The organism is uncultured Sphingomonas sp. (assembly GCF_913774285.1).
Lineage (GTDB): Bacteria > Pseudomonadota > Alphaproteobacteria > Sphingomonadales > Sphingomonadaceae > Sphingomonas.
The window spans coordinates 52,863-74,662 of sequence record NZ_CAJYHX010000028.1 but is presented as its reverse complement, the minus strand read 5'-3'; the positions used below and the strand labels follow the sequence as shown (position 1 = coordinate 74,662).

Sequence of the window (21,800 nt, the reverse complement as noted above, 5' to 3'; positions counted from 1 at the left end):
ACCAGATGATGATCCGCCGCACATTTCTTCTCGCCGGCGCAGCGCTGGCGATCGCCGCCACCGTGCCTGGGGCACAGGCGCGCGACCAATGGACCAAGGCGCAGGCCAACGCCTGGTATGCCCAGCAGCCCTGGATGGTAGGGGCCAACTTCACGCCCGCCACGGCGATCAACCAGCTCGAGATGTTCCAGGCCGAGACCTGGGATCCCAAGCGCATCGATCTCGAACTCGGCTGGGCCGAGAAGATCGGCATGAACGTGATGCGGGTGAACCTGCACCACCTGCTCTGGGAAACCGATGCGGCCGGGCTCAAGCGGCGCATGGACGAATTCATGACGATCGCGGCCCGGCACCACATCAAGACGCTGTGGATCTTCTTCGACAGCTGCTGGGATCCCGATCCCCATGCCGGCCCGCAGCACCCACCGATTCCCGGCGTCCACAATTCCGGCTCGGCCCAGTCCCCCGGCGCCGCGCGGCTCAAGGATGCGGCGCAGTACGGCAAGCTCGAAGCCTATGTGAAGGACATCGTCACCACCTTCGCCAAGGACGAGCGCGTGCTCGGCTGGGACGTCTGGAACGAGCCCAACAATCCCGGCGGCGGCAATTACGCGCCGACGCCGGACAAGAACAAATATGTGGCCCTGCTGCTGCCGCGCGTATTCGCCGCAGCGCGGTCGGCCGATCCGATCCAGCCGCTCACCTCGGGCGTGTGGATCGGCGACCATTGGGACGACCAGAGCACGCTCGACGCCGTCGAGAAAATCCAGATCGCCCAGTCCGACGTGCTGAGCTTCCACGATTACAGCTGGCCCGAGACGTTCGAACGCCGCGCCAAGCAGATGCTCGGCTATGGACGGCCGGTGCTGTGCACCGAATATATGGCGCGCGGCAACGGATCCACCTTCGACGGCACGCTGCCGATCGGCAAGCGGCTGAACATCGCCATGTTCAACTGGGGTTTCGTCGACGGCAAGTCGCAGACCCGGCTGCCCTGGGACAGCTGGAAAAAGCCCTATACCTATGAGGAGCCGACCGTCTGGTTCCACGAGGTGTTCCACGGCGACGGCAAGCCCTATCGCCAGGCCGAGGTCGACCTAATCCGGCGCCTGTCCGCTGCGCCCAAGGGCGTGGTGCCCGCCGCACGCTGAGCGATGCTCACCAGGCCGGTCGTCAGCGGGCGACCGGCCACCCGTCGCGCGTCCAGCCCAGCCGCTGGATCCGCAGCGTCGGCGTCCCGCCATGCTGCGTGTCATAGGCGTGGTAGACGATGACATCGCCGTCGCGCCGCTGCAGGATCGAGGCGCCGCCGCGCCCGACGAAGCGGGTTCCCCGCCCGTTGCCGAGCACGACCGTGCCGCCGCCCGCGAGCATCGGCCGCCCGTCGCGATCGACATACGGGCCGTCGGGCGCCGAGGACCGGCCGACCACGGTGTGGTAGCTGCTCGCGGCGCCGCGGCAGCAGAAGTCGAACGACACGAACAGATAATAGCGCCCGGCGTGGCGGATCACATACGGCGCCTCCACCGCGCCCGGGTCCGGCCGGGCGGCGAGGGCGCGGGGCGGCTGGTCGCCGGCCAGCCGCAGCCCGGTCGCGGGATCGATCCGGATCAGCTTGATCCCCGACCAGAAGCTGCCGAACACCAGCCAGGCGCGGCCCTCCGCATCGCCGAACGGCATCGGATCGATCGCATTGAAATCGTCGCCCGGCCCCGATGTCACGACGGGACCGCGGTCGGTCCAATGCGCCGCGGGCGCCGCGGGATCGACTCGCGGCGCGGTGGCAAGGCCGATGGCGGAACGGTTTTTCCCGAAGGTCGAGACCGCATAATAGAGCCGGTATTCGCGGCCGGCCTTCGAAATATCCGGCGCCCAAATCCCGGTTGCCCCCGGCACGGCGGTGCGCACCCAGGCCGGCAGCTGCGCATAGCTCGGTCCACGCAGCGTCCAGTGGCGCAGATCGGTCGAGGTGCGCAGCGGCAGCAGGCCCTGCTTGCTGCCCAGATGGCCGGTAGCGAACAGATAATAGGTGTCGCCGTCCTGCAGGATCGCCGGATCATGCACACCGGCAATCGCGCCCTCCAGCACCAGCGGCGCTGGGCGCGGCGCGCTGGCGGTCGCCCCGCCCGCCGCCGCGAGCAGGGCCAGCGCAAGCGATGCCGGGCGCCTCAACGCCGCGGCAGCGGGCCGTTGGCGACCGGCTCGCCGAAGTCCGGCGTGCCGTCGGCGCGGTAGCGGAAATACTGCATGCGGGTGTGGCGATTGGGATCGAACAGCGGGTCGCCCTGGATTTCGGCATAATCGCGCGCATGATAGACCAGCACATCGCGTCCGCGCTCGTCGACCGTGAAGCTGTTGTGCCCCGGCCCGAAGATCTTGTGCGCGGTGGAGGTCTGGAACACCGGCACCGGCGATTTGGACCAGCTGGCCGCATCCATCAGGTCCGCATCGGCGCGGGCGGTGAGCATGCCCAGGCAGTAGCGCGCATCGGTAGCACTCGCCGAATAGGTCATGAACAGCTTGCCGTTGCGGATCAGCACGGCGGGTGCCTCGTTGACCTTGAAGCCCTGCACCTCCCAGTCGAGCGTCGGCACCGACAGCCGCACCGGTTTGGCGGCGAGCGTGAGCGGCGAGGCGAGCGGGGCCAGATAGAGGTTCGAGTTGGTCTCGATGCCGGGCTCGCGCTGCGCCCAGGCGAGATAGCGCCGCCCCTTGTGGACGAAGCTGGTGGAATCGAGGTTGAAGCTGTCCCACGGCGTCTGGAGCTGGCCGAGCACGGACCAGGTGCCCGTCATCGGATCGGGGCCGTCGCACGCTACGGCGTAGGTGCGGATGCGGAACACGTCCTCGCCGCCGCCGCTGGGCCCGGCGGCGAAGTACATCACCCATTTGCCGTCGACCAGGTGCAGCTCGGGCGCCCAGAGAAAGCCCGACATCGGCCCGCGTGCCTCGTGCCGCCACAGCACGCGCTCGGGCGCGGTGGCGAGCCCCGCCAGCGTGTGCGACCGGCGCAATACCAGCCGGTCATATTCGGGCACCGAACCGGTCAGATAATACCAGCCGTCGGTGTGCCGGAAGACCTGCGCATCGGCCCGCTGCCGCACCACCGGGTTGACGATGCTTGCGGTTGCCCGCCCCCATGCCGCGGCAGGGGCAAACGACAGCGCCGCGAGGCCTCCGACCAGGCTTCGCCGGCCGAGCTGCAACGCGGCCGCGCCGTCCGTCTCCGCGTCGCCGCGCCTGTTCGCATCCCGGCCTTCGATCATGACATCCGCCTCATACCCCCAGCGCCCCTACCATCGGCACGCCGTCCAAGGCTTTAGTCAGACAAATTGAAGCGACCGTCAACCCGATGCGGCAGCAGCCCAGGCGCGGGTCTCCGGTCGCCATCCTTGTTTGGACAGCGCAGCGCAGAGTTGTCGCCCGCACGGATCCCGCCACCGTCTCTGCTTCGGATCGTGACAGCGTTGTGCAAAACGGGCAAAATAGTCCGCGGGCGGAACCATCGGCGGGGGCGGGGGAAATGGCGCGGAACATTGTGCTGTGCTGCGACGGTACTTCGAACGAGTTCGCCAAGGACCGCACCAGCGTGATCAAGCTCTTTCACGCACTAGAAAAGGATCCGGCCCGGCAGGCGGTCTATTATCACCCGGGCATTGGCACGCGCGCACCGACCGGCATCGGCACCAGGGTGGGCGGCACCGTCGGCAAGTGGCTGGGGCTCGCCTTCGGCTACCGGCTGCAGGACGACATTGTCGATGCCTATCGCTTCCTGATGAACGCCTACCAGCCCGGCGACCGGGTGTTCCTGTTCGGCTTCAGCCGCGGCGCCTATACCGCGCGGGTGGTAGCGGCGATGCTGTCGATGTACGGCCTTGCGGCGCCGGGCAACGATGCGCTGGTGCCGTTCGCGGTCGAGATGCTGTGGGCGATCCGGCGCGCCAGGCGCGAGTCCGACCGCGCGGATTATTTCCAGCTCGCCGCCGACTTCAAGGCGACGATCTCCGGTCGCGAATGCCCGGTCCATTTCCTCGGCGTGTGGGATACGGTCAATTCGGTCGGCTGGATCGGCAACCCGCTGGCGCTGCCCTATACCCGCAAGGTGCCGGGTGCGGCGATCATCCGCCACGCCATGGCGCTCGACGAGCGCCGCGGCTTCTTCCGGGTCAACTGGTTCGAGGCGATTCCGGGGCGGGACCTCAAAGAAGTGTGGTTTCCCGGCTGGCACGGCGACGTCGGCGGCGGCTGGCCCGAGGCGGACAGCGGCCTGTCGAAATATGCCCTGGAGTGGATGGCGGACGAGGCGCGCGCGGCGGGGCTGCTGCTCGACCAGGCACGGCTCGACGAAGTCCTCGGCAAGACCAATCCGCGCTACGCCCCGGCATCCCCCACCGCGACGCTGCACGACCGGACGATGACCCTGTTCTGGTCGCTCGCCGAATTCGTGCCGAAGAAGCGCTACAGCTTCGACCGGCAGCGCTGGGAATGGCGGGCGAACCTGTTCCGCCGCCGCACCCTGCCCGATGCGCCGCTGGTCCACCGCGTGGCTTGGGAGATCCCGGGCTACGACAAGCGGCTGCCGCCCGGGGCGGTACGGGTCTAGCGGCGACCGGGCAGTTCGCCGCCCGGCATGCCGGAAAACGGCTGCAGACGGCTGTCAACGCGAATAACGGCGCTGGATTGTTGCAAAATGAAGTCGTGTTGCAACTGGCGCTGCGGCAGCCGCTGCTGTCGAAGAAGCCAGGGCAGGGGGCCTTGGCCTATTTTCTTCTTCATGTGCGCGCGCCGCTGGCTGACGCCGTTTTGCGCATGCGGCCAGCTGTCTGAGAGAGAACTTGACACGCAAACCGGAAGCTTCCACGGAGGCCCGGGCAAAGTCATCTCAGTTACTGGAATATCATGTCGGTCAAAGCAGTTATCCTAGCCGGGGGGCTGGGAACCCGCCTAGGCGAAGAGACGTCCGTGCGTCCCAAGCCGATGGTGGAAGTGGGCGGGATGCCGATTCTGTGGCATATCATGAAGATCTATTCCAGTCATGGAATCAACGACTTCGTGATCTGCCTCGGGTATAAGGGCTATATGATCAAGGAGTATTTTGCCAATTACTTCTTGCATACTGCCGACGTGACCCTGGACCTTTCCAAGAACAGCATGGAGGTTCATCAGAACTGGAGCGAGCCGTGGCGCATCACGCTCGTCGAGACCGGTAAGGATGCGATGACCGGCGGTCGTCTGCGCGCCGTTCGCCAGTATCTGGAGCCGGGCACCCCCTTCTGCTTCACCTACGGGGACGGCGTTGCCGACATCGACGTGACGGCGCAGCTCGCGTTCCACCGTGCGCATGGCCGCAAGGCGACGATCACTGCCGTCGCACCGCCGGGGCGCTTCGGCGCGCTCGAGTTCGAGGGTGACAGCGTGCGCAGCTTCGTCGAGAAGCCGGCCGGCGACGGTGGGCTGATCAACGGCGGCTTCTTCGTGCTGGATCCCTCAGTGGTCGATCTGATCGACGCGCCCGATACGATTTGGGAGCGCGAGCCGCTGGAGCGCCTGGCGTCTTCGGGCGAGCTGATGGGTTATCGCCACGACGGCTTCTGGCAGCCGATGGACACGCTGCGCGACAAGCAGCATCTCGAGGCCCTGTGGGCGCAGGGAGCTCCCTGGAAGTCATGGTGAACGAAGATTTCTGGCGTGGCCGCAGGGTATTCCTGACCGGCCACACCGGGTTCAAGGGCAGCTGGCTGGCCTTGTGGCTCACCCGCATGGGTGCCGAGGTTACCGGCTTCTCGCTCGCGGCGGAGCCGGTCAGCCTGTTCCGCCAGGCCGGGATCGCCGACATGGTCACCCATGTCGAAGGCGACATCCGCGACATGGCGGCGGTGGAGGCGGCGATGGCCGCGGCGCAGCCGGAGGTGGTGTTCCACCTCGCCGCGCAGCCGCTGGTGCGCCTGTCCTACGAGACGCCGGTCGAGACCTTCGCGACCAATGTTCAGGGCACCGCGCACGTGCTCGATGCCTGCCGTCGCGTCGACGGGCTGAAGGCCATCGTCTGCGTCACCAGCGACAAATGCTACGAGAACCGCGAATGGGTCTGGCCCTATCGCGAGAGCGATCCGATGGGCGGCTATGATCCGTACAGCGCCAGCAAGGGCGCGGCGGAGCTGATCATCGCGGCCTATCGTCGCAGCTTCTTTGCCAACGGGCCGCAGCTCGCCTCGGTGCGCGCCGGCAACGTCATCGGCGGCGGTGACTGGGCGGCCGATCGGCTGATCCCGGACATCATCCGCGCACTGATCGCAGGCGAGGCGCCGTTCATCCGCTCGCCGGGTTCGATCCGGCCGTGGCAGCACGTGCTCGAGGCGCTGGGCGGCTATCTGATGATCGCGCAGCATCTTGCCGCGGGCGACGCCTGGGCGGCGACCGGCTGGAATTTCGGCCCGGCCGACGACGACACCCAGCCGGTGCGCTGGATCGCCGATCGCATGTGCGCGGCCTGGGGCGGCCCCGGCTGGCGCACCGAGGAGCAGGCGCAGCTGCACGAGGCGAAGATCCTCAAGCTCGACTGCTCGAAGGCGCGCACCGAACTCGGCTGGCGCCCGGCACTGCGGCTTGAAGAAGCGCTGCGCTACATCGTCGACTGGCACCGCGCCGTCGCCGATGGCGGCAATGCGCTTGCAACATCGATCGACCAATTGGACGCATATCGCCAGCAGCTGGACCGCGTGCTGGCGGGGAGAAAGTAGGATCATGACTGTTCAGGAACTGGCTGCCAACCCGGCGGCGCTGGCGCAAGATTGCGACGAGGGCCAGCTGCGCTCGCTGATCCTCAACCTGACCGAGGAATATGCCCGGCGCTTCCACGCGCCCAAGACCTTCATCCCCGGCGAGAGCGTGGTGCCCGTCTCGGGCAAGGTCTATGATTCGAGCGACATGCGGAATCTCGTCGATTCCTCGCTCGACTTCTGGCTGACCACCGGTCGCTTCAACGAAGAATTCGAGGCCAAGCTGGCCAAGCGCCTCGGCGTCGCGCACGCGCTGACGACCAACAGCGGCTCGTCGGCGAACCTGCTGGCGCTGTCGACGCTGACCTCGCATTATTTCCGCGGCGACGCGCTGAAGGCGGGCGACGAGGTGATCACCGTCGCAACCGGCTTCCCGACCACGGTCAACCCGTCGCTGCAGTACGGCCTGACCCCGGTATTCGTCGACGTCGACATCCCGACCTACAACATCAAGCCCGAGATGATCGAGGCGGCGGTCAGCGACAAGACCCGCGCCATCATGATCGCGCACACGCTGGGCAATCCGTTCGACCTCGCCGAGGTGATGCGCGTCGCCGAGAAGTACAATCTCTGGGTCGTCGAGGATTGCTGCGACGCGCTGGGCGCCACCTATAACGGCCAGGGCGTCGGCACCTTCGGCCATATCGGCACGCTCAGCTTCTACCCGGCGCACCACATCACGATGGGCGAGGGCGGTGCGGTGTTCACCGACAAGCCGCGTCTCAAGCGCGTGATCGAATCGATGCGCGACTGGGGCCGCGACTGCTGGTGCCAGCCGGGCCAGGACAATACCTGCGGCAAGCGCTTCGCCCGCAAGCTCGGCACGCTGCCGATGGGCTACGACCACAAGTACACTTATGGTCACGCCGGCTACAATCTGAAGATCACCGACATGCAGGCCGCTGTCGGCCTCTCCCAGCTCGGTCATCTCGACGGCTTCATCGCGGCCCGCGCCCGTAACTTCGCCGGGCTCACCGAGCGCCTGCGCGCCCATGAGGACGTGTTCATCCTGCCGGAGGCGACTCCGAACAGCGAGCCGTCCTGGTTCGGCTTCCCGATCACGATCCGTCCGGAAGCGGGCATCGATCGTGAGGCGCTGGTCCAGTTCCTCAACGATAAGAAGATCGGCACGCGCCTGCTGTTCGGCGGCAACCTGCTGCGCCAGCCCTACATGAAGGGCCGCAACTATCGCGTGGTCGGCGACCTCACCAATGCGGATCTGGTGACCACCAACACCTTCTGGATCGGCGTCTATCCGGGGCTGACCGCCGATCATCTCGACTATATCGTCGAGCAGATCGCGCTCTTCCTGCGTCAGGGCGCCTGAAGCGGAGCCTGGGTGCCGGGCGGCGCAGGCGCGCGCGCCCGGCAGCCACTGGTGGGAACAAGGGCGGCAACTATCCGTCGAATCCCGTAGACAATCGTCAACGATATCGAGCCGGTTAAGGAAGTCGCATCTACAATGATGGAGATTTTCACGGCGAAAAGTGAGCTGGTTCGAATAGCATGGCAAAAACGCGCGTAGCCGATCTCATTGCCCGCATGCTGGTGGAGCACGGGATCACCGACTGCTTCATGCTCACCGGCGGCGGTGCCATGCATCTGAACGATGCATTTGGTCGAGAGAAGGGCCTGAACAAGGTCTTCACCCATCACGAACAGGCCGCGGCTATTGCAGCCGAGGCCTATTGCCGTCTTTCCGGCACGCCGGCGGTAGTTAACGTCACCACCGGGCCGGGCGGCGTCAATGCGCTCAATGGCGTATATGGTGCCTATGTCGATTCGATCGGCATGGTCGTGGTGTCGGGCCAGGTGAAGCGCGAGACCTATGCAGGCAATTATCCGGCCATCCCGCTGCGCCAGCTGGGCGACCAGGAAGTCGATATCGTCTCGATGGTGCGCGGCATCACCAAATACGCCGTGGTGCTCAACGATCCGCTCGACACCCGCAAGGTGGTCGAGAAGGCGCTGTACCTTTGTCGCCGCGGCCGTCCCGGCCCGGTGTGGATCGATGTGCCGATCGACGTGCAGGCCGCGCCGGTCGATTTCGATGCGCTCGAGCCGTTCGACCCAGCAACCGCGGACGAGGCGGGCGAGGTGGCGAACAATCAGGCCGAACTCGGCCTGCTGGAAGGTGCGGCGCTCGAGGCGGAAGTCGCCGCGATGCTGGGCGAGCTCTGCGCTGCCGAGCGTCCGGTCGTGCTGGTCGGCGCCGGTGTGCGCATTTCCGGCCAGCATGCCGAGTTCCTGCGCTTCGTCGAACGGCTGGGCGTGCCGGTGGTGACCGGCTGGAACGCGCACGATGCGATGCCCAACGCGCACCCGCTCTATGTCGGCCGGCCCGGCACGGTCGGCGATCGCGGCGGCAATTTCGCGGTGCAGACCGCGGATTACCTGCTCGTGCTCGGCTCGCGCCTCAACATTCGCCAGATCAGCTACAACTGGCAGAGCTTCGCCCGCAACGCGCGCGTCGCGATGGTCGAGATCGACGGCGCCGAGCTCGCCAAGCCGACGCTCAACCTGCACCGCCCGATCCACGCCGATCTGCGTGCCTTCTTCGCGGCCGCGGCGGCGCTGCCGCTGCCCGAAGGCGACAAGGCCGAGGCGCGCGCCGCCTTCCTGGCGCGCAGCCGCGCGCGTGCCGCGCAATATCCGGTGGTCCTGCCCGACTATTGGGAGACCGACGGGCTGATCAATCCGTACGTGTTCGGCGAGCTGCTGTTCCGCGAGCTGGAGGAAGGCGACATCATCGTCTCCGGCGACGGCACCGCCTGCGTCACGATGTTCCAGGCGGCGGACCTGAAGGAAGGGCAGCGCCTGTTCACCAATTCCGGCTGCGCCTCGATGGGCTATGACCTGCCGGCGGCGATTGGCGCCTATCAGGCCGGCGGCGGACGGCGGATCATCTGCCTGGCCGGTGACGGCAGCATCATGATGAACCTGCAGGAGCTGCAGACCATCGTCGGTCAGCAGCTGCCGGTGAAGATCTTCGTGCTGAACAACGACGGCTATCACTCGATCCGCCAGTCGCAGCAGAACCACTTCCCCGACAACATCGTCGGCTGCGGCCCGGACAGCGGTCTGTCCTTCCCCAATTTCGCCAAGCTGGCAGCGGGCTTCGGCCTGCCCTCGTCGAACGTCGCGACGCATGCCGATCTCTCGGCGGCGATCCGCGCGACGCTCGACGGCGAGGGGCCGCAGTTGTGCGAAGTGATGATCGACAAGCGCCAGGAATTCGCGCCCAAGCTCAGCTCGCGGCGCCTGGAGGACGGCACGATGGTGTCGCCGACGCTCGAGGATCTGTCGCCCTTCCTTCCGCGTGAGGAACTGGCCGAGGCGATGCGCCCGTGATCCGGCACGTCATCTTCGACCTCGACGGCACGCTGGTCGACAGCTGCGAGGTGTGCGTTTCGATCCTCACTGGCATGATCGGCGATCGCGGCGTCAAGCACGCGATCGATCCGGTCGAGGCGCGGCTGCACATGAGCAGCGGCGGTGCTGAGATGGTCTCGGCACTGCTGGGGCCTGCGCGGCGCCACTTCGCGGACGATCTCACCGATTTCCGTACCCGCTATGCGCGCCACGTCACCCGGCGGGAGAGTCTCTTCCCGGGGGTGGCCGCCGGGCTGGAGCGGCTGCACCGCGCCGGCCTTCGCCTCTCGATCTGCTCGAACAAGCCGCAGAATCTCTGTGACAAGGTGCTCGAGGACACCGGGCTGGCACAGTATTTCGAAGTCGTGGTCGGCGGCCAGCCGGGGCTGCGGCCGAAGCCCGAGCCCGATCTGCTGCGTGCGGTCACCGATCGTCTGGGCTGCGCTCCGCACGAAGCGGTGTTCGTCGGTGACAGCGAACTCGATCATGCGGTCGCGCGCGACGCAGGAATGGCCTTCTACCTGATGACCTATGGCTATGCCGATCCCGAATGGGATCCCGGCGAGTCCGACTGTTTCGACTGCTTCACCACCTTCACCGACGCCTTGTCGGAGCGGATCGGGTCGGTCCATGCTTGAACCGGCCGTCGCCCGGCTTCTGGCGGAGGGCGACCAGCATATCGTTCTCGCCGGTGCGGGCGGGTGGCTCGGGCTGGCGACCCTCGACCTGCTGGAGAAGGTGCTTGGCGATGCGCTTGAGGAGCGCGTCTCCTGCTACGGCAGCGCTGCCCGCACGCTGCTGCTGCAGAGCGGCCGCGAGGTGCAGCAGCAGCCGCTGGCCGACTTGCCGCGCCTGCAGGCAGAGCGCATCTGGCTGTTCCACTTCGCCTTCCTCACCAAGGATCGTGCGGAGACGCTGAGCGAGGAAGACTATCGCGCAGCCAATGACGCGATCAGCGCAACGGTGCTGGCGGCGGCGCGGAGCCTGCCGGTCGAGGCGCTGTTCGTCGCTTCCTCGGGAGCGGTGACCAAGCTGGACGATCCGCAGGCGAGCGCGGCAATGCGCCTGTACGGCGAGATGAAGCTGGAGGACGAGCGCCGCTTCGCAGCCTGGGCCGAGGAGTCGGGGCGTCGCGCCGTGATCGGCCGGATCTTCAACATCACCGGGCCCTACATCAACAAGCATGCGGCCTATGCGATCGCCAATTTCATCCTGGATGCGCTGGCCCATCGGCCGATCGCGGTGCGTGCACCGCGCGAGGTGTTCCGGGCCTATGTCGCGATCCGTGAGCTCATTTCGCTGATCGTTGCGATGATGGCAGCCGAGCGCTCGGGCGTGGCTCGGTTCGATTCGGGCGGCAGCGTTCTGGAACTGGGCGCGGTCGCGACCGCCGTGGCCGAGACGCTGGGTGGGGCGGGCGTCGAGCGTGCCGCGGTGATGGAAGCCACGGCCGACCGCTATGCCGGCGACGGCCCGACCTACGCTGCCCTGCTGGCGCGCCACGGCATCACGCCGGTGCCGCTAGACGTTCAAATCCGCGAGACGGCGGCGTTTCTGAGCGCCCGCCATTCCTGATCCGCTCGATGCTGGCCTCCCATTCTGGTGCGTGATAGGGGCTGCCCCGGCGAGCAAGACGACAATCGAAGGACACGAGACTACATGACGGCAATGACCAAGACGGGCAGGCACGCGGCGATGCGCCTTCTTGCCCGCTCCGTATCGGCGAGCGCCTTGCTTCTCGCTCCTCTTCCGGTCTTCGCACAGCTCATCGACCCGAATACGATTCCGCGGACCTCGACGGGCGATCAGAACGCTTCCGACCAGCAGCAGAGCGGTCGCAGGGACCAGAACGATCGGTCGGACAACAGCCAGACGACGACCACCAGCAGCCCCTATGAGCCGGTTGCCGTCCGCGATCCGTCGTCGTCCGAGGGCGATTATGGCGATAGCCGCCGCCTCGGGCCGCGCCGCGGCGCCAACGGCTTGCTCGAACTGGACAGCCTCGATCTGAAGAAGCCCGCCGCGCCCGGCGAGTTCGAAAAATGGGCGCGCGACGTTACCGGTCGCGACCTCAAGCGCTATGGCTCCGACCTCTTGGTGCCGGCGGCACGCGATTTCGCGGTACCGTCGACGACGACCATTCCGCCGGACTATGCGCTGAACGTCGGCGACACCGTGTCGATCTCGCTCACCGGTTCGGTGGAAGGCAGCATCGATCGCGAAATCGATCGCGACGGCCGCATCTTCCTGCCCAATGTGGGTGCGGTCAGCCTGATCGGCGTCCGCTATCGCGATCTCAAGGACCGCATCGCCACCGCCATCGGCCGCCAGTATCGCGGCTATGGCGTTGCGGTCAGCATCAAGAAGCTGGCCGGCGTTCGCGTCTACGTAACCGGCTTCGCTAACAATCCGGGGGCCTATTCGGTCACCAGCCTGTCGACGTTGGTGAACGCGCTTCTCGCGGCCGGCGGCCCGTCCGCGGGTGGCAGCTTCCGCTCGGTCAAGCTGTATCGCAACGGCCGCGAAGTCGCCGACTTTGACCTGTATCAGTTGCTCCGCAAGGGCGATCGCGCCCACGACCCGCTGCTGCAGAACGAAGACGTGCTGTTCATTCCGGCGGTCGGCAGGCAGATCGCGGTCATCGGCAGCGTGAACGAGGAAGCGATCTACGAGACGCGCCCGGGCGAGAGCCTGTCGGACGTGCTGGCGCTTGCCGGCGGCCCCACCACGCTGGCGGATCCGTCGCGCCTCGTGCTGTATCGCCAGAGCGACCAGGATACGGTGGGCAGCCGGCTCATCGATATCGCGCTTGCGGGCAGCGAGCGCGCCGAAGGCGGGGACATCATCCAGCTGCTGCCGCAGGGCTCGCTGACCCGTCCGCTGGAGCGGCAGCAGGCCGTGGTGCGCATCGAAGGCGAAGTGAACCGGCCGGGCAACTATTATGTCCCGCCCAACACGCCGTTCGAGAAGGTGCTGGAAATGGCAGGTGGCATGACCGCGCGCGCCTATGTGTACGGCACCCGCTTCTATCGGGAGTCCGTCCGTGCCCAGCAGCGTCGCAGCTTCCTGGAGGCCGTCGATCAGATGGAGGTGACGCTCGCGGCGGCGCCACTCAATGCCGATCGCATCGTCGATGCCGGCGAGCGCCAGTCGCAGGTCGCCGCAGCGCGCGCCTTTCTGGAGCAGTTGCGGACCAAGGAACCGGACGGCCGACTGGTGATGGACATCGCACCGACGGCAGCCGCGCTTCCCGCCAATCTGGCGCTGGAGAACAACGACCACATCGTCGTGCCGCCGCGGGTTGATACCGTGGGCGTGTTCGGCGCGGTCTACCGTCCCGCTTCGTTCCTCCTCAGCTATGGCAAGCCGCTGCAGGTGAAGGATTATGTCTATCAGGCCGGCGGCGCGATCCGCGGCGCGGACAAGGGCAACATCTTCGTCGTGCGCGCGAATGGTTCGGTGCTGACGCGGTCGCGCGGCGCGATGTCGGCGAAGGTCTTGCCCGGCGACGTGGTGTTCGTGCCGATCAAGAGCCAGTCGTCGTCGATTCTGGCGAAGATCCGCGACATCTCAACGATCCTGTTCCAGTTCGGCATCACCGCCGCGGCGCTTGCGGCGATCAACTGATGACGCCGCCCCGGACCATCATCGGCACCTTCGCCACTGCGCCGGTGCTGCGCAAACCCGCTCTGCGACGCACATTGTTGCTCGTGCTGATCGTGCTGTTCGCGCTGCTTGCCCTGTTCCCGCAGCGCTATCGGGCAGCCACCAGCCTCACGCCGGCCGATCCCTCCAGTCTCGGTCTCAGCGGGACGCTGGGGCAGCTCGGCGCGGTCGGCAACGTGTTCGGCAATCAGGCTGCGGTCGAAATCAGCCTCAAGGTCGCGCGAAGCGAATATGTCCGCTCGATCGTGTCGAAGCAGCTCAAGCTCGAGCAGCGGCTGCAGCGCAATTCGGTGGAAACGCATCGCTGGCTGGATCGGCATGTCGACATCCGCTCGCTGCGCGGCGGCATCGTCCAGTTCGAGGTGATGGATCGCGATCCGGAATTCGCGCGTCAGCTCGTCGGCGCCTATGGCGACGCGGTGCGCCAGCAGCTTTCGATCATCGCGCGCGATCAGACCGCGTTCAAGCGCAAGATCCTCATCGAGCTGGTTGAAAGCGCAAGCGAGCGGTTGGGCAGGGCGCGTGCCGCCTATGACAGTTTCCGTCTGCGCACGCGCTATTCCAGCCCGCAGGCCGCGATCTACGCGGCCGGCGACCGGATCCCGGAACTGGAAGGCATCATCCGCTCGAAGCAGGTGCAGCTCGCCCAGATGCGGCAGTTCGCGACCGACGACAACATGCGCGTCCGCCAGGTGCTGGCTGAAATCGAAGCGCTGCAAGCGCAACTCGCAGCGGCGCGTTCGCTCTCGCCGCAGCAGCAGAGCTCGGTCGGCGAAGTGGTCCGCCAGTCGACCCAGGTGGACAATCTGCGGCGCGAGCTCGACCTGTCACAGAATCTCTACGACAACTACAAGCGCTTCCTGCAGGGTACCTCCGTCGAGGATCTGACCTCGAGCGCGAACGTGCGGGTGCTGGAGCCGGCCTATGTCGACAGCGCGCGCCAGGTGAACATCCTGCCGCTGTCGATCGCGATCGTGCTGCTGCTGCTTGGCGCAGCGATCGAGTTCTACACGATTCGCCCGCCGCTCGGCGAAAGGAGCCTCGCGTGAACGCACCGACAGGGGCGGTGAACCGGCCGGACATTTCGGTCGTGATCCCGTGCTACAACGAGGAAGAGAATGCCGCCGCGATCTGCGCGGCGACGACGGCGGAGCTTGCGCGGCTGGACGTAAGCTACGAGATCATCTTCATCGACAATGACTCGACCGACCGCACGGTCGAGATCCTGCGCGGCATCTGCGCCGAAGACCCCCATGTCCGGCTGATCGTGAACAGCCGGAACTATGGGCAGATGCGGTCGCCGACCTATGGCATCTATCAGGCTCGCGGGCGGGCCGTGATCGGCATGTGTGCCGATTTCCAGGATCCGCCGGCGCTGATACCCTATTTCGTCGAACGCTGGCGCGCCGGCGCGGACATCGTGCTGGGCGTACGCGAAACCGAAAAGACCGGGCCGGTGCTCACCGTGATGCGCCGGCTGTCCTATTGGCTGGCGCGGAACTTCGGCGACTATCCGGTAGTGCCCAACGCCACCGGCTTCGGTCTCTATACCGCGCGGGTGGTAGAAGCGACCCGACGCCTGGCCGAGCCGGAGCCGTTCTTCCGGGCGATGCTGGTCGAAACCGGGTATCGCCTGGAGACGATCAGCTATCCGCGCGCGCCGCGCGCCGCCGGCAAATCGAAGAACAACTTCTTCGCGCTGTTCGATTTCGCCATGTCGGCGCTGGCCGGCTCGTCCAAGAAGCTGCTTCGCATGCCGCTCTATATCGGTGCGCTCGGTGCGGTGCTGACGCTGGTGATGCTGGTCGGCGGAATCGTCGCCTTTTTCCTGGGCAAGCCCATCGCCGGCTGGTTCATCGCATCCGTCGTGCAGGCGGAATTCGCGATGCTGTTCGGCTTCATCGGCCTGCTGGGGGACAATGTCCGAATCATCTCGGAACGTACCCGTCGGACCCCGCTGGTGCTCGAACGCGAACGCGTGAACTTCCCGCCGGATTATTGACCATGGCCGTTTCGCGCGCACGCCTGCTGGAGCTCTGGCGCTATTATCAGATGGGCGTGCTCAATACCGCCTTTGGTCTGGGCACCTATGCGCTGCTGGTTTGGCTGGGCATGAATATGTTCGCCGCCCAGCTGAGCGCGCACCTGCTGGGAATGGCGTTCAACTATTTCTCCTATAGCCGGCACGTGTTCCGCGATGCTGCGCCTGCCAAGCTGCGGTTCGTGCTGTCGTACGGCGCGAATTATCTGCTCGGTCTGGCGACGCTGGCAGCGGTGTCCCGGGTCGTCGCTTCGCCCTATCTGGCGGGGTTCATCTCGGCGTTCCTCGTCTCGATCGTCAACTATTTCGCCCTGAAGCGCCTCGTGTTCCGAGCCAAGGCGGCATGAGTGCCGCGCCCAAGCAAGGCCGCCGGTGGCTGTGGCTCGAATATGCCATGGGCATCGGGGTGTTGCTGCTGATCGGCCGGGCAATGGCGACCCTCTATTTCGAGGGTTATCTGCCCCAGCCGTTCTTCTACGAACCATCCGACACCTTCATGGATTGGTTCAACACCGCCTATTGGGCGCGGGACACCGGCACCTACGACAGCTGGATGACCATCTATCCCCCACTGTCCTTCGTGGTGCTCCGGTTCCTTGGCAAGGCGAGCTGCTATGCCGGCGCGGAAGGGCAGATGGTCCGGGACTGCGACTGGATAGGGCTGGTCGCCATCCACGCCATCTTCGTGATGAACATCGTGCTGGTCGCGCTGACCTACAAGAAGATCAATCGGCGGACCGCCATTCCGCGCGCCATCGCGCTGTCGTCCGGCATGCCGATGATGTTTGCGCTGGAACGCGGCAACATCCTGCTGCTCTGCTTCACGGCCATGCTGCTCGGCTTCGGACCGCTGATCCGCTCGGCTCGGATCCGCTGGATCTTCGCGGGGATCGCGGTCAACTTCAAGATCTACCTGATTGCCGCGATCGTTGCCCAGTTGCTGCGGCGCCGCTGGCTTTGGTGCGAAGGCGCACTGATCGCGACCGTGGTCGTCTATCTGCTAAGCTTCGGCATCCTGGGCGTGGGAACGCCGACAGAGATCGTCCGCAACATCACCGAGTTTTCATCGGGCTTCATCGCGGCCCAGGTGCTCGACGTCTGGTATTCGGTCACCTATGGACCGCTGATCTCGCTGCTGCAGGGCGTGTCCTTCCCGGTCACGAGCATCATCGGCTCGCGCACCGCGGAAATCGGGCTCATCGTTCTCCCCGCCTGGGTGCATCTGGGCCAGGCATCGATCTTGATCGCCGCGGCGGCCACCTGGCTGCGGCCCGAGGTGGTGCCGGCCTATCGCACCGCCTTTTTCGGTACCGCGCTGGCGCTGATCACGTCCGAGGCTGGTGGCTATACCCAGACGATGATCATGCTCTTCGTCTTCATGGAACCCTGGCGAGGGGTGGGGCGTCCGCTGGCCATCATGATCTGCTATATCCTCTGCCTGCCCGGCGACATCGTCGTCGGTTACATCCCGCCGCTGGTCCGGGACAGCTATCTGGCCGGACGCCAGGTGGAAGTGCATCTCGGCGTAGCATTGGGCATGTTCCTGCGTCCGGGGTTGCTGGTGCTGGTCAGCATCAGTCTCTCGGCCGTGACCATCCATGACGTCTGGCGCGATATTCGCCTCCAGGGCTGGCGCAACCGCTGGCGCTATCGTCGCGATCTGCCGCTGCTCCCTGGGGTGGCACGGCCGCAACGCCCTTATCCCGAGCCGCCGGTACAAGCGTGACCGAAGGCCTTTCCCGCCGAGGCGTGCTCCCTCTACCTGCCCTCGCGATGGGCGGCCTCGTCGCCGCGCAGGCGACACCCGCGGCGGTAGCCGCGGCTCAGGCGCCGCGTATCCTTCCCGCCGGCATCCATCGCATTGCCGCCGACCAAACCATCGATGGCGACCTCCAGCTGCAGCCCGGTGCGGTCCTCGACATCGCGGCAGGGGCGACGCTGCGCATCCTCGGCGAATTCGCGGCGCCGGTCGCGCGGGTGTTCACCGGCGCGGGGCGTGTCGACCTCAACCACGGCCGAACGCCACATGCGCATCCAGAATGGTGGGGCGCCGCGCCCGGTAACGGCGCCGTCGACAGTCTGCCCGCGCTGACCGCCTGCCTTGCAGCGCACCCGATATTGCATCTGCTGCCCGCCGACTATTTCCTGTCCGACACCTGGGTCATCGAGCGGCCGTTTGTGCGCGTTTCGGGCATGGGCTTTCGCGGCACAACGGCGGGGACCGGCACCCGGCTAGTGGTGACCAACGGCACGGCCGACGTGCTGCGCGTCGGACCCGCTACGCGACCTGGAACGGTCAACGACTATCCGCAGAACATCGTGGTGACGGGCATCGCGCTCTGCCGGTCCGCGCCCGTGGCTGGCGACTCCGCGTACCCGCCCGCCGGGATGCGGGCGCAGTTCCTGCTGTACGCCCGCTTCGAGGAGCTCAGCGCCGCCGAACACGGTATCGGCTTCGTCGCGCGGGGGCTGGTGCGGTCGCAGATGATCAACTGCGTCGCGTTCCGCTCGATCCCGGGTACGAGGCGCGGTGCGCCGTGGCGCGGCTTCTTCCTCGACGGCACGCAGGCGATCGGACTGGCGGGTGGCAATGCCTCGCTGTTCCTCACCGATTGCAACGCTACCATTGGCGGCGATCCTGCGCTGGGCGACAATGTCGGCCTGCTCCTCGAAGGTGCCTTCGCCGACAGCTTCATCACCAATTTTGAGACGGCGGGACCTGCAACGGGTATCCGCGTCGACGGCAGAACCGCCGCGATCGGCGGGCGCGCGCGCGACGGTCACGTCAATTTGCACCTGCACATGCCGGTGATCGACCAGTGCGGCGCGATCGGCATCGATATTCGCGATACCAGCCCGCAGGCGCTCATCGACATCCTCGATCCCTATATCGCCGCGGCACCGTCCGCCAAGGCCGCGATCCAGTGCGTTGCGCAGCGCGGTGCGCTGAGCATCCATGGCGGGCAGATGGTCGGCGGCACCAACAGCCGCAGCGGTGGCAGCGCAGCGGGCCTTCTCGCCCGCGACAGCGCCGGCGTGCAGGTGACCGGCCTCAAGGTCCTAGAGCATGTCGCGCCGGTCCAGCTCGAGCGCTGCCGGGGCTTCGCAGTGCAAGTCTGGGTCGGCGCATCGCGCGACATGGGCGGGCCGGCAGCGTCGCTGCGCCAGTGTAGCCGCGGATCGGTATCGCTGCTGCTCTGCTGTAACGCCCCCGCCTACGCGACCGGGGTGCAGCTCGATACCGACAGCCGCCGCCTTCGCATCGACACGACCGGCATCGACGATGCCGCGATCGGCGGCGGCGCGGACGGGCGGGTGCGGATCGGCAACCGATCGGCGGCGCAGGCGCGGAGTGCCGACATCCTGATTGAGGGCGCGTGAGCATAGCCTGGCGGTGGAAGCCGAGCTGGGTGCTGGCCATCCTGCTGATCGTCGGGCTGTGGCTGCGGCTTTCGTCGATCGGATTCGGCCTGCCCGCGCTCAACGATCCCGACGAGCTGATGTTCGAATTGGGCGCGATCCGCATGCTGCGCGGGCACACGCTCAATCCCGGTTGGTTCGGCCATCCGGCGACCACGACGATGTATGTCCTCGCGGTCGTCAACGTGCTGGTGGGCTTGGGCGGCTGGATCTGCGGCCGCTTCGCCTCGCTCGAAGCGTTCGGGACGGCGGTCTATGCCGATCCGAGCTGGATCATCCTGCCGGGAAGACTGGCGATGACCGCCTTCGGGCTCGGCACGATCGTGTTGGCCTATCGCCTCGCCAAGCGGCTGGCAGGCCTAGAGGTAGCCCTAGTCGCAGCGGGAGTGCTCACGCTCAGCCCGGTCCACATCACCTATTCGCAGATCATCCGCTCGGACATGATGGCCTGTTTTTTCATGCTGCTGGCGATGCTGGCGGCATTGGATATCGCCGAGCGCGGGCGGTGGCGCGACCATGTGCTGGCGGCGTTCTGGCTGGGCTGCGCGATCACCACCAAATGGCCGTTCGCGCTGAGCTTTCTTCCCATTGCCGGGGGGATCTGGCTGTCCCGTCGTTCGGGTGACAATTCGGTGCGCGCGTGTCTTGCCCGGATGGTCGTCACCGGGCTGTTGGGTCTCTGCTTCTGCGCGCTCCTTTCCCCCTATCTGCTGCTCGACCACGCGACCGTGGTGCGCAACCTTACGGGCGAGAGTCAAATTCGCCACTTGGGATCCACCGGCGGGACGCTCTGGTTCAATGCACGATGGTATCTGACCGGCCCGCTGTTCACGGGGCTGGGTGCTGCGGGGCTGGTGCTGCTGGTCCCTGGCCTCGCCATTGCCGCGCGGCGGCCGCGGATCGCGGTGCTGGTGTTGCCGCTGCTGGCCAGCTTCTTCGTCGTGCTTTGTACCCAGACCATGGTGTGGGATCGCTGGGCGATGCCGATCCTGCCGCTCTGCGCAATCCTGATCGCATTAGGGCTGCGCGGCGTCATCTTTCGCGTCGGCGAGCGCTGGCGCGGCGCAGCGGCCGCGCTGGCCGGCGCCGCGCTGGCCCTACCGCTGATTCTGACTTCGCTGGCACAGGCGCGCGAGCGGATGCACGACACGCGCCAGCTCGCCTCGGCTTGGGCGGTGGCGCACGTTCCTCCAGGCAGTACGGTGCTGGTCGAGCATTTCGCCTTTGACCTGTTGCCGCAGCCTTGGCACTTCCTGTTCCCGATGGCGGAGGTCGGCTGTGTCGACGCGGCGGCGAAGCTGCACGGCAAGATCGGCTATGCCTCGATCGATCAGGCGCGGGGAACGCGCGCCAATGTCGACTATGGCACCGTGGCTGCAGCGAAGCGTGACACGTGCCGTGCCGACTTCGCCATCCTCACCCAATATGAGCGCTACAAGGCCGAACGCAGCGCCTTCCCCGAGGAATATGCCGCCTATCGCGACTATGTCGCACGCGGCAAGACCGTGGCGCGGTTCGTGCCGAAGCCCGGCGAGACCGGCGGCCGCATCGTGACGATCGTCGATTTCCGTGTGGTGCAGCGAGCAACGCGCTGAGCTGGCGCGGGCGCCGTCGCGCGGCCGCCCTGCGACCGACAAAAGTAAGGCCGCAACCTCGCACGGGAGGTTGCGGCCTTTCTTTTGGGGTCCTGCCCGCCGTCGTCGGCGGGCCAGGCCGTATCAGGCGGCGGCGGCGGTGTCCGCGGTGACCGCGATGCGGCGCTCCATCATTTCGATACGCGACGCGTCTTCCGCGGCGATCTTGCTGTAATAGTCGCGCTTGTTCTTGAGCCAGAGCAGCTCGAACTCGACTGCGTTGGCGATGCCGTCGGCGAGCGACTTGCTGGTCGCGGCTTCACCGTCGAAGATCACCTTGCGGGTCTCGAACCGGTCGAGGCGAACCGCGCGGAACTCGCGCAGCGCGTCGATCGCGTCCATCGACACCGAACCGCCGACGACCAGCTCCAGGTCGTTGTTGACGCAGGCCTGAGCGACGCGAAGCACCGCCTCGGTGATGCTCTGCTCGTTCACCGCGGTGCGGGCCATGCCGCGCGACAGGGTGAAGTCGACCCGGCCGAACACGATGCCGTCGACATTGCCCTTTGCCAGCGGCACGATGTCGTCGAGATTGTCGAGCGTGGTCTGGGTTTCCAGGTTGAACAGGAACTCGGTACGCTCCTCATTCGGCCCGTGGGTCTTGTTCTTCGCGTCGATGAACTTGGACAGCGCGTAACGCGTCTCGACCATCGGCGCGATGACATAGTCGATGCCGTAGATCTTGGTCGACAGTAGGTCGGAAACCGCTTCGCAACCGCCGATCTTCAGCGCAACCTTGAGGTCCGCGCGCTGCGCGAGTTCGAGGAGCCGGATGAACTCGTCCGGTCGCGTGCCCTCCGCTTCGAATTCTGCCTTCACGGCGACGACACCGTAATGGTCGCGCCCCTTCTTGAGGCAATCAAGCATCTTACGCTCATTCGGAGTCAC

General features: G+C 66.4%; 18 protein-coding genes and 1 pseudogene. 15 read left to right on the top strand and 4 right to left on the bottom strand.

The annotated features are described in order from the left end of the window. Window positions 1–8 precede the first annotated feature (8 nt). The gene (locus QZ670_RS14520) at window positions 9–1,151 is read left to right on the top strand and encodes a cellulase family glycosylhydrolase (protein WP_294257072.1); all 1,143 of its coding nucleotides are present in this window, start codon (window positions 9–11) and stop codon (window positions 1,149–1,151) included. A gap of 22 nt (window positions 1,152–1,173) precedes the next feature. Here QZ670_RS14520 and QZ670_RS14515 read toward each other — a convergent pair whose 3' ends face one another. Then, window positions 1,174–2,172 (bottom strand): arabinan endo-1,5-alpha-L-arabinosidase, encoded by a 999-nt coding sequence (locus tag QZ670_RS14515; protein WP_294256645.1) that lies wholly within the window; start codon window positions 2,170–2,172, stop codon window positions 1,174–1,176. Continuing rightward, window positions 2,172–3,266: pseudogene (locus QZ670_RS14510) on the bottom strand (glycoside hydrolase family 43 protein); the annotation flags it as partial. The gene QZ670_RS14515 and the pseudogene QZ670_RS14510, both read right to left, overlap by 1 nt. A gap of 257 nt (window positions 3,267–3,523) precedes the next feature. Here QZ670_RS14510 and QZ670_RS14505 point away from each other — a divergent pair. Continuing rightward, the gene (locus QZ670_RS14505; protein WP_294256644.1) at window positions 3,524–4,603 is read left to right on the top strand and encodes a DUF2235 domain-containing protein; all 1,080 of its coding nucleotides are present in this window, start codon (window positions 3,524–3,526) and stop codon (window positions 4,601–4,603) included. Here QZ670_RS14505 and QZ670_RS14500 read toward each other — a convergent pair. Then, window positions 4,600–4,776 carry a hypothetical protein gene (locus tag QZ670_RS14500; protein WP_294256643.1) on the bottom strand — a complete coding sequence of 59 codons (177 nt, stop codon included), beginning with the start codon at window positions 4,774–4,776 and terminating at the stop codon, window positions 4,600–4,602. The genes QZ670_RS14505 and QZ670_RS14500 overlap by 4 nt on opposite strands. A 123-nt stretch (window positions 4,777–4,899) precedes the next feature. Between QZ670_RS14500 and rfbF the strand changes: the two genes are divergently transcribed. From rfbF to QZ670_RS14435, 13 genes are all read left to right on the top strand, one after another. Beyond that, a complete protein-coding gene (gene rfbF / locus QZ670_RS14495; protein WP_294256641.1) occupies window positions 4,900–5,673 on the top strand; it encodes a glucose-1-phosphate cytidylyltransferase in 774 nt (257 codons plus the stop codon). Continuing rightward, on the top strand, window positions 5,667–6,740 hold the full coding sequence (rfbG, locus tag QZ670_RS14490) for a CDP-glucose 4,6-dehydratase (protein ID WP_294256639.1): 1,074 nt from the start codon (window positions 5,667–5,669) through the stop codon (window positions 6,738–6,740). Before rfbF ends, rfbG begins: the two co-directional genes overlap by 7 nt. Before the next feature lie 4 nt (window positions 6,741–6,744). Beyond that, the gene (rfbH, locus tag QZ670_RS14485; RefSeq protein WP_294256637.1) at window positions 6,745–8,106 is read left to right on the top strand and encodes a lipopolysaccharide biosynthesis protein RfbH; all 1,362 of its coding nucleotides are present in this window, start codon (window positions 6,745–6,747) and stop codon (window positions 8,104–8,106) included. 179 nt (window positions 8,107–8,285) lie between these two features. Next, a complete protein-coding gene (locus tag QZ670_RS14480) occupies window positions 8,286–10,130 on the top strand; it encodes a thiamine pyrophosphate-binding protein (RefSeq protein WP_294256633.1) in 1,845 nt (614 codons plus the stop codon). After that, a complete protein-coding gene (locus tag QZ670_RS14475) occupies window positions 10,127–10,789 on the top strand; it encodes an HAD-IA family hydrolase (RefSeq protein WP_294256632.1) in 663 nt (220 codons plus the stop codon). Before QZ670_RS14480 ends, QZ670_RS14475 begins: the two co-directional genes overlap by 4 nt. Further along, window positions 10,782–11,726, top strand: a complete 945-nt coding sequence (locus QZ670_RS14470; RefSeq protein ID WP_294256630.1) for an NAD(P)-dependent oxidoreductase — start codon at window positions 10,782–10,784, stop codon at window positions 11,724–11,726. The genes QZ670_RS14475 and QZ670_RS14470 overlap by 8 nt, the downstream gene beginning before the upstream one ends. 84 nt (window positions 11,727–11,810) lie before the next feature. Further along, the gene (locus QZ670_RS14465; RefSeq protein WP_294256628.1) at window positions 11,811–13,778 is read left to right on the top strand and encodes an SLBB domain-containing protein; all 1,968 of its coding nucleotides are present in this window, start codon (window positions 11,811–11,813) and stop codon (window positions 13,776–13,778) included. After that, window positions 13,778–14,866 carry a hypothetical protein gene (locus tag QZ670_RS14460; RefSeq protein ID WP_294256627.1) on the top strand — a complete coding sequence of 363 codons (1,089 nt, stop codon included), beginning with the start codon at window positions 13,778–13,780 and terminating at the stop codon, window positions 14,864–14,866. The genes QZ670_RS14465 and QZ670_RS14460 overlap by 1 nt, the downstream gene beginning before the upstream one ends. Further along, window positions 14,863–15,819, top strand: a complete 957-nt coding sequence (locus QZ670_RS14455; RefSeq protein ID WP_294256625.1) for a glycosyltransferase family 2 protein — start codon at window positions 14,863–14,865, stop codon at window positions 15,817–15,819. The genes QZ670_RS14460 and QZ670_RS14455 overlap by 4 nt, the downstream gene beginning before the upstream one ends. Window positions 15,820–15,821: 2 nt before the next feature. Then, window positions 15,822–16,205, top strand: coding sequence for a GtrA family protein (locus tag QZ670_RS14450; protein ID WP_294256623.1), 384 nt, complete (start codon window positions 15,822–15,824; stop codon window positions 16,203–16,205). Next, the gene (locus QZ670_RS14445; RefSeq protein WP_294256621.1) at window positions 16,202–17,584 is read left to right on the top strand and encodes a hypothetical protein; all 1,383 of its coding nucleotides are present in this window, start codon (window positions 16,202–16,204) and stop codon (window positions 17,582–17,584) included. The genes QZ670_RS14450 and QZ670_RS14445 overlap by 4 nt, the downstream gene beginning before the upstream one ends. 47 nt (window positions 17,585–17,631) lie before the next feature. Beyond that, window positions 17,632–19,239 carry a hypothetical protein gene (locus QZ670_RS14440; protein ID WP_294256619.1) on the top strand — a complete coding sequence of 536 codons (1,608 nt, stop codon included), beginning with the start codon at window positions 17,632–17,634 and terminating at the stop codon, window positions 19,237–19,239. Then, on the top strand, window positions 19,236–20,873 hold the full coding sequence (locus QZ670_RS14435) for a glycosyltransferase family 39 protein (RefSeq protein ID WP_294256617.1): 1,638 nt from the start codon (window positions 19,236–19,238) through the stop codon (window positions 20,871–20,873). The genes QZ670_RS14440 and QZ670_RS14435 overlap by 4 nt, the downstream gene beginning before the upstream one ends. Before the next feature lie 123 nt (window positions 20,874–20,996). On the opposite strand, the gene QZ670_RS14430 is transcribed toward QZ670_RS14435, so the two are convergent. Next, window positions 20,997–21,779, bottom strand: coding sequence for an aldolase/citrate lyase family protein (locus QZ670_RS14430; RefSeq protein WP_294256615.1), 783 nt, complete (start codon window positions 21,777–21,779; stop codon window positions 20,997–20,999). Window positions 21,780–21,800: the final 21 nt, after the last annotated feature.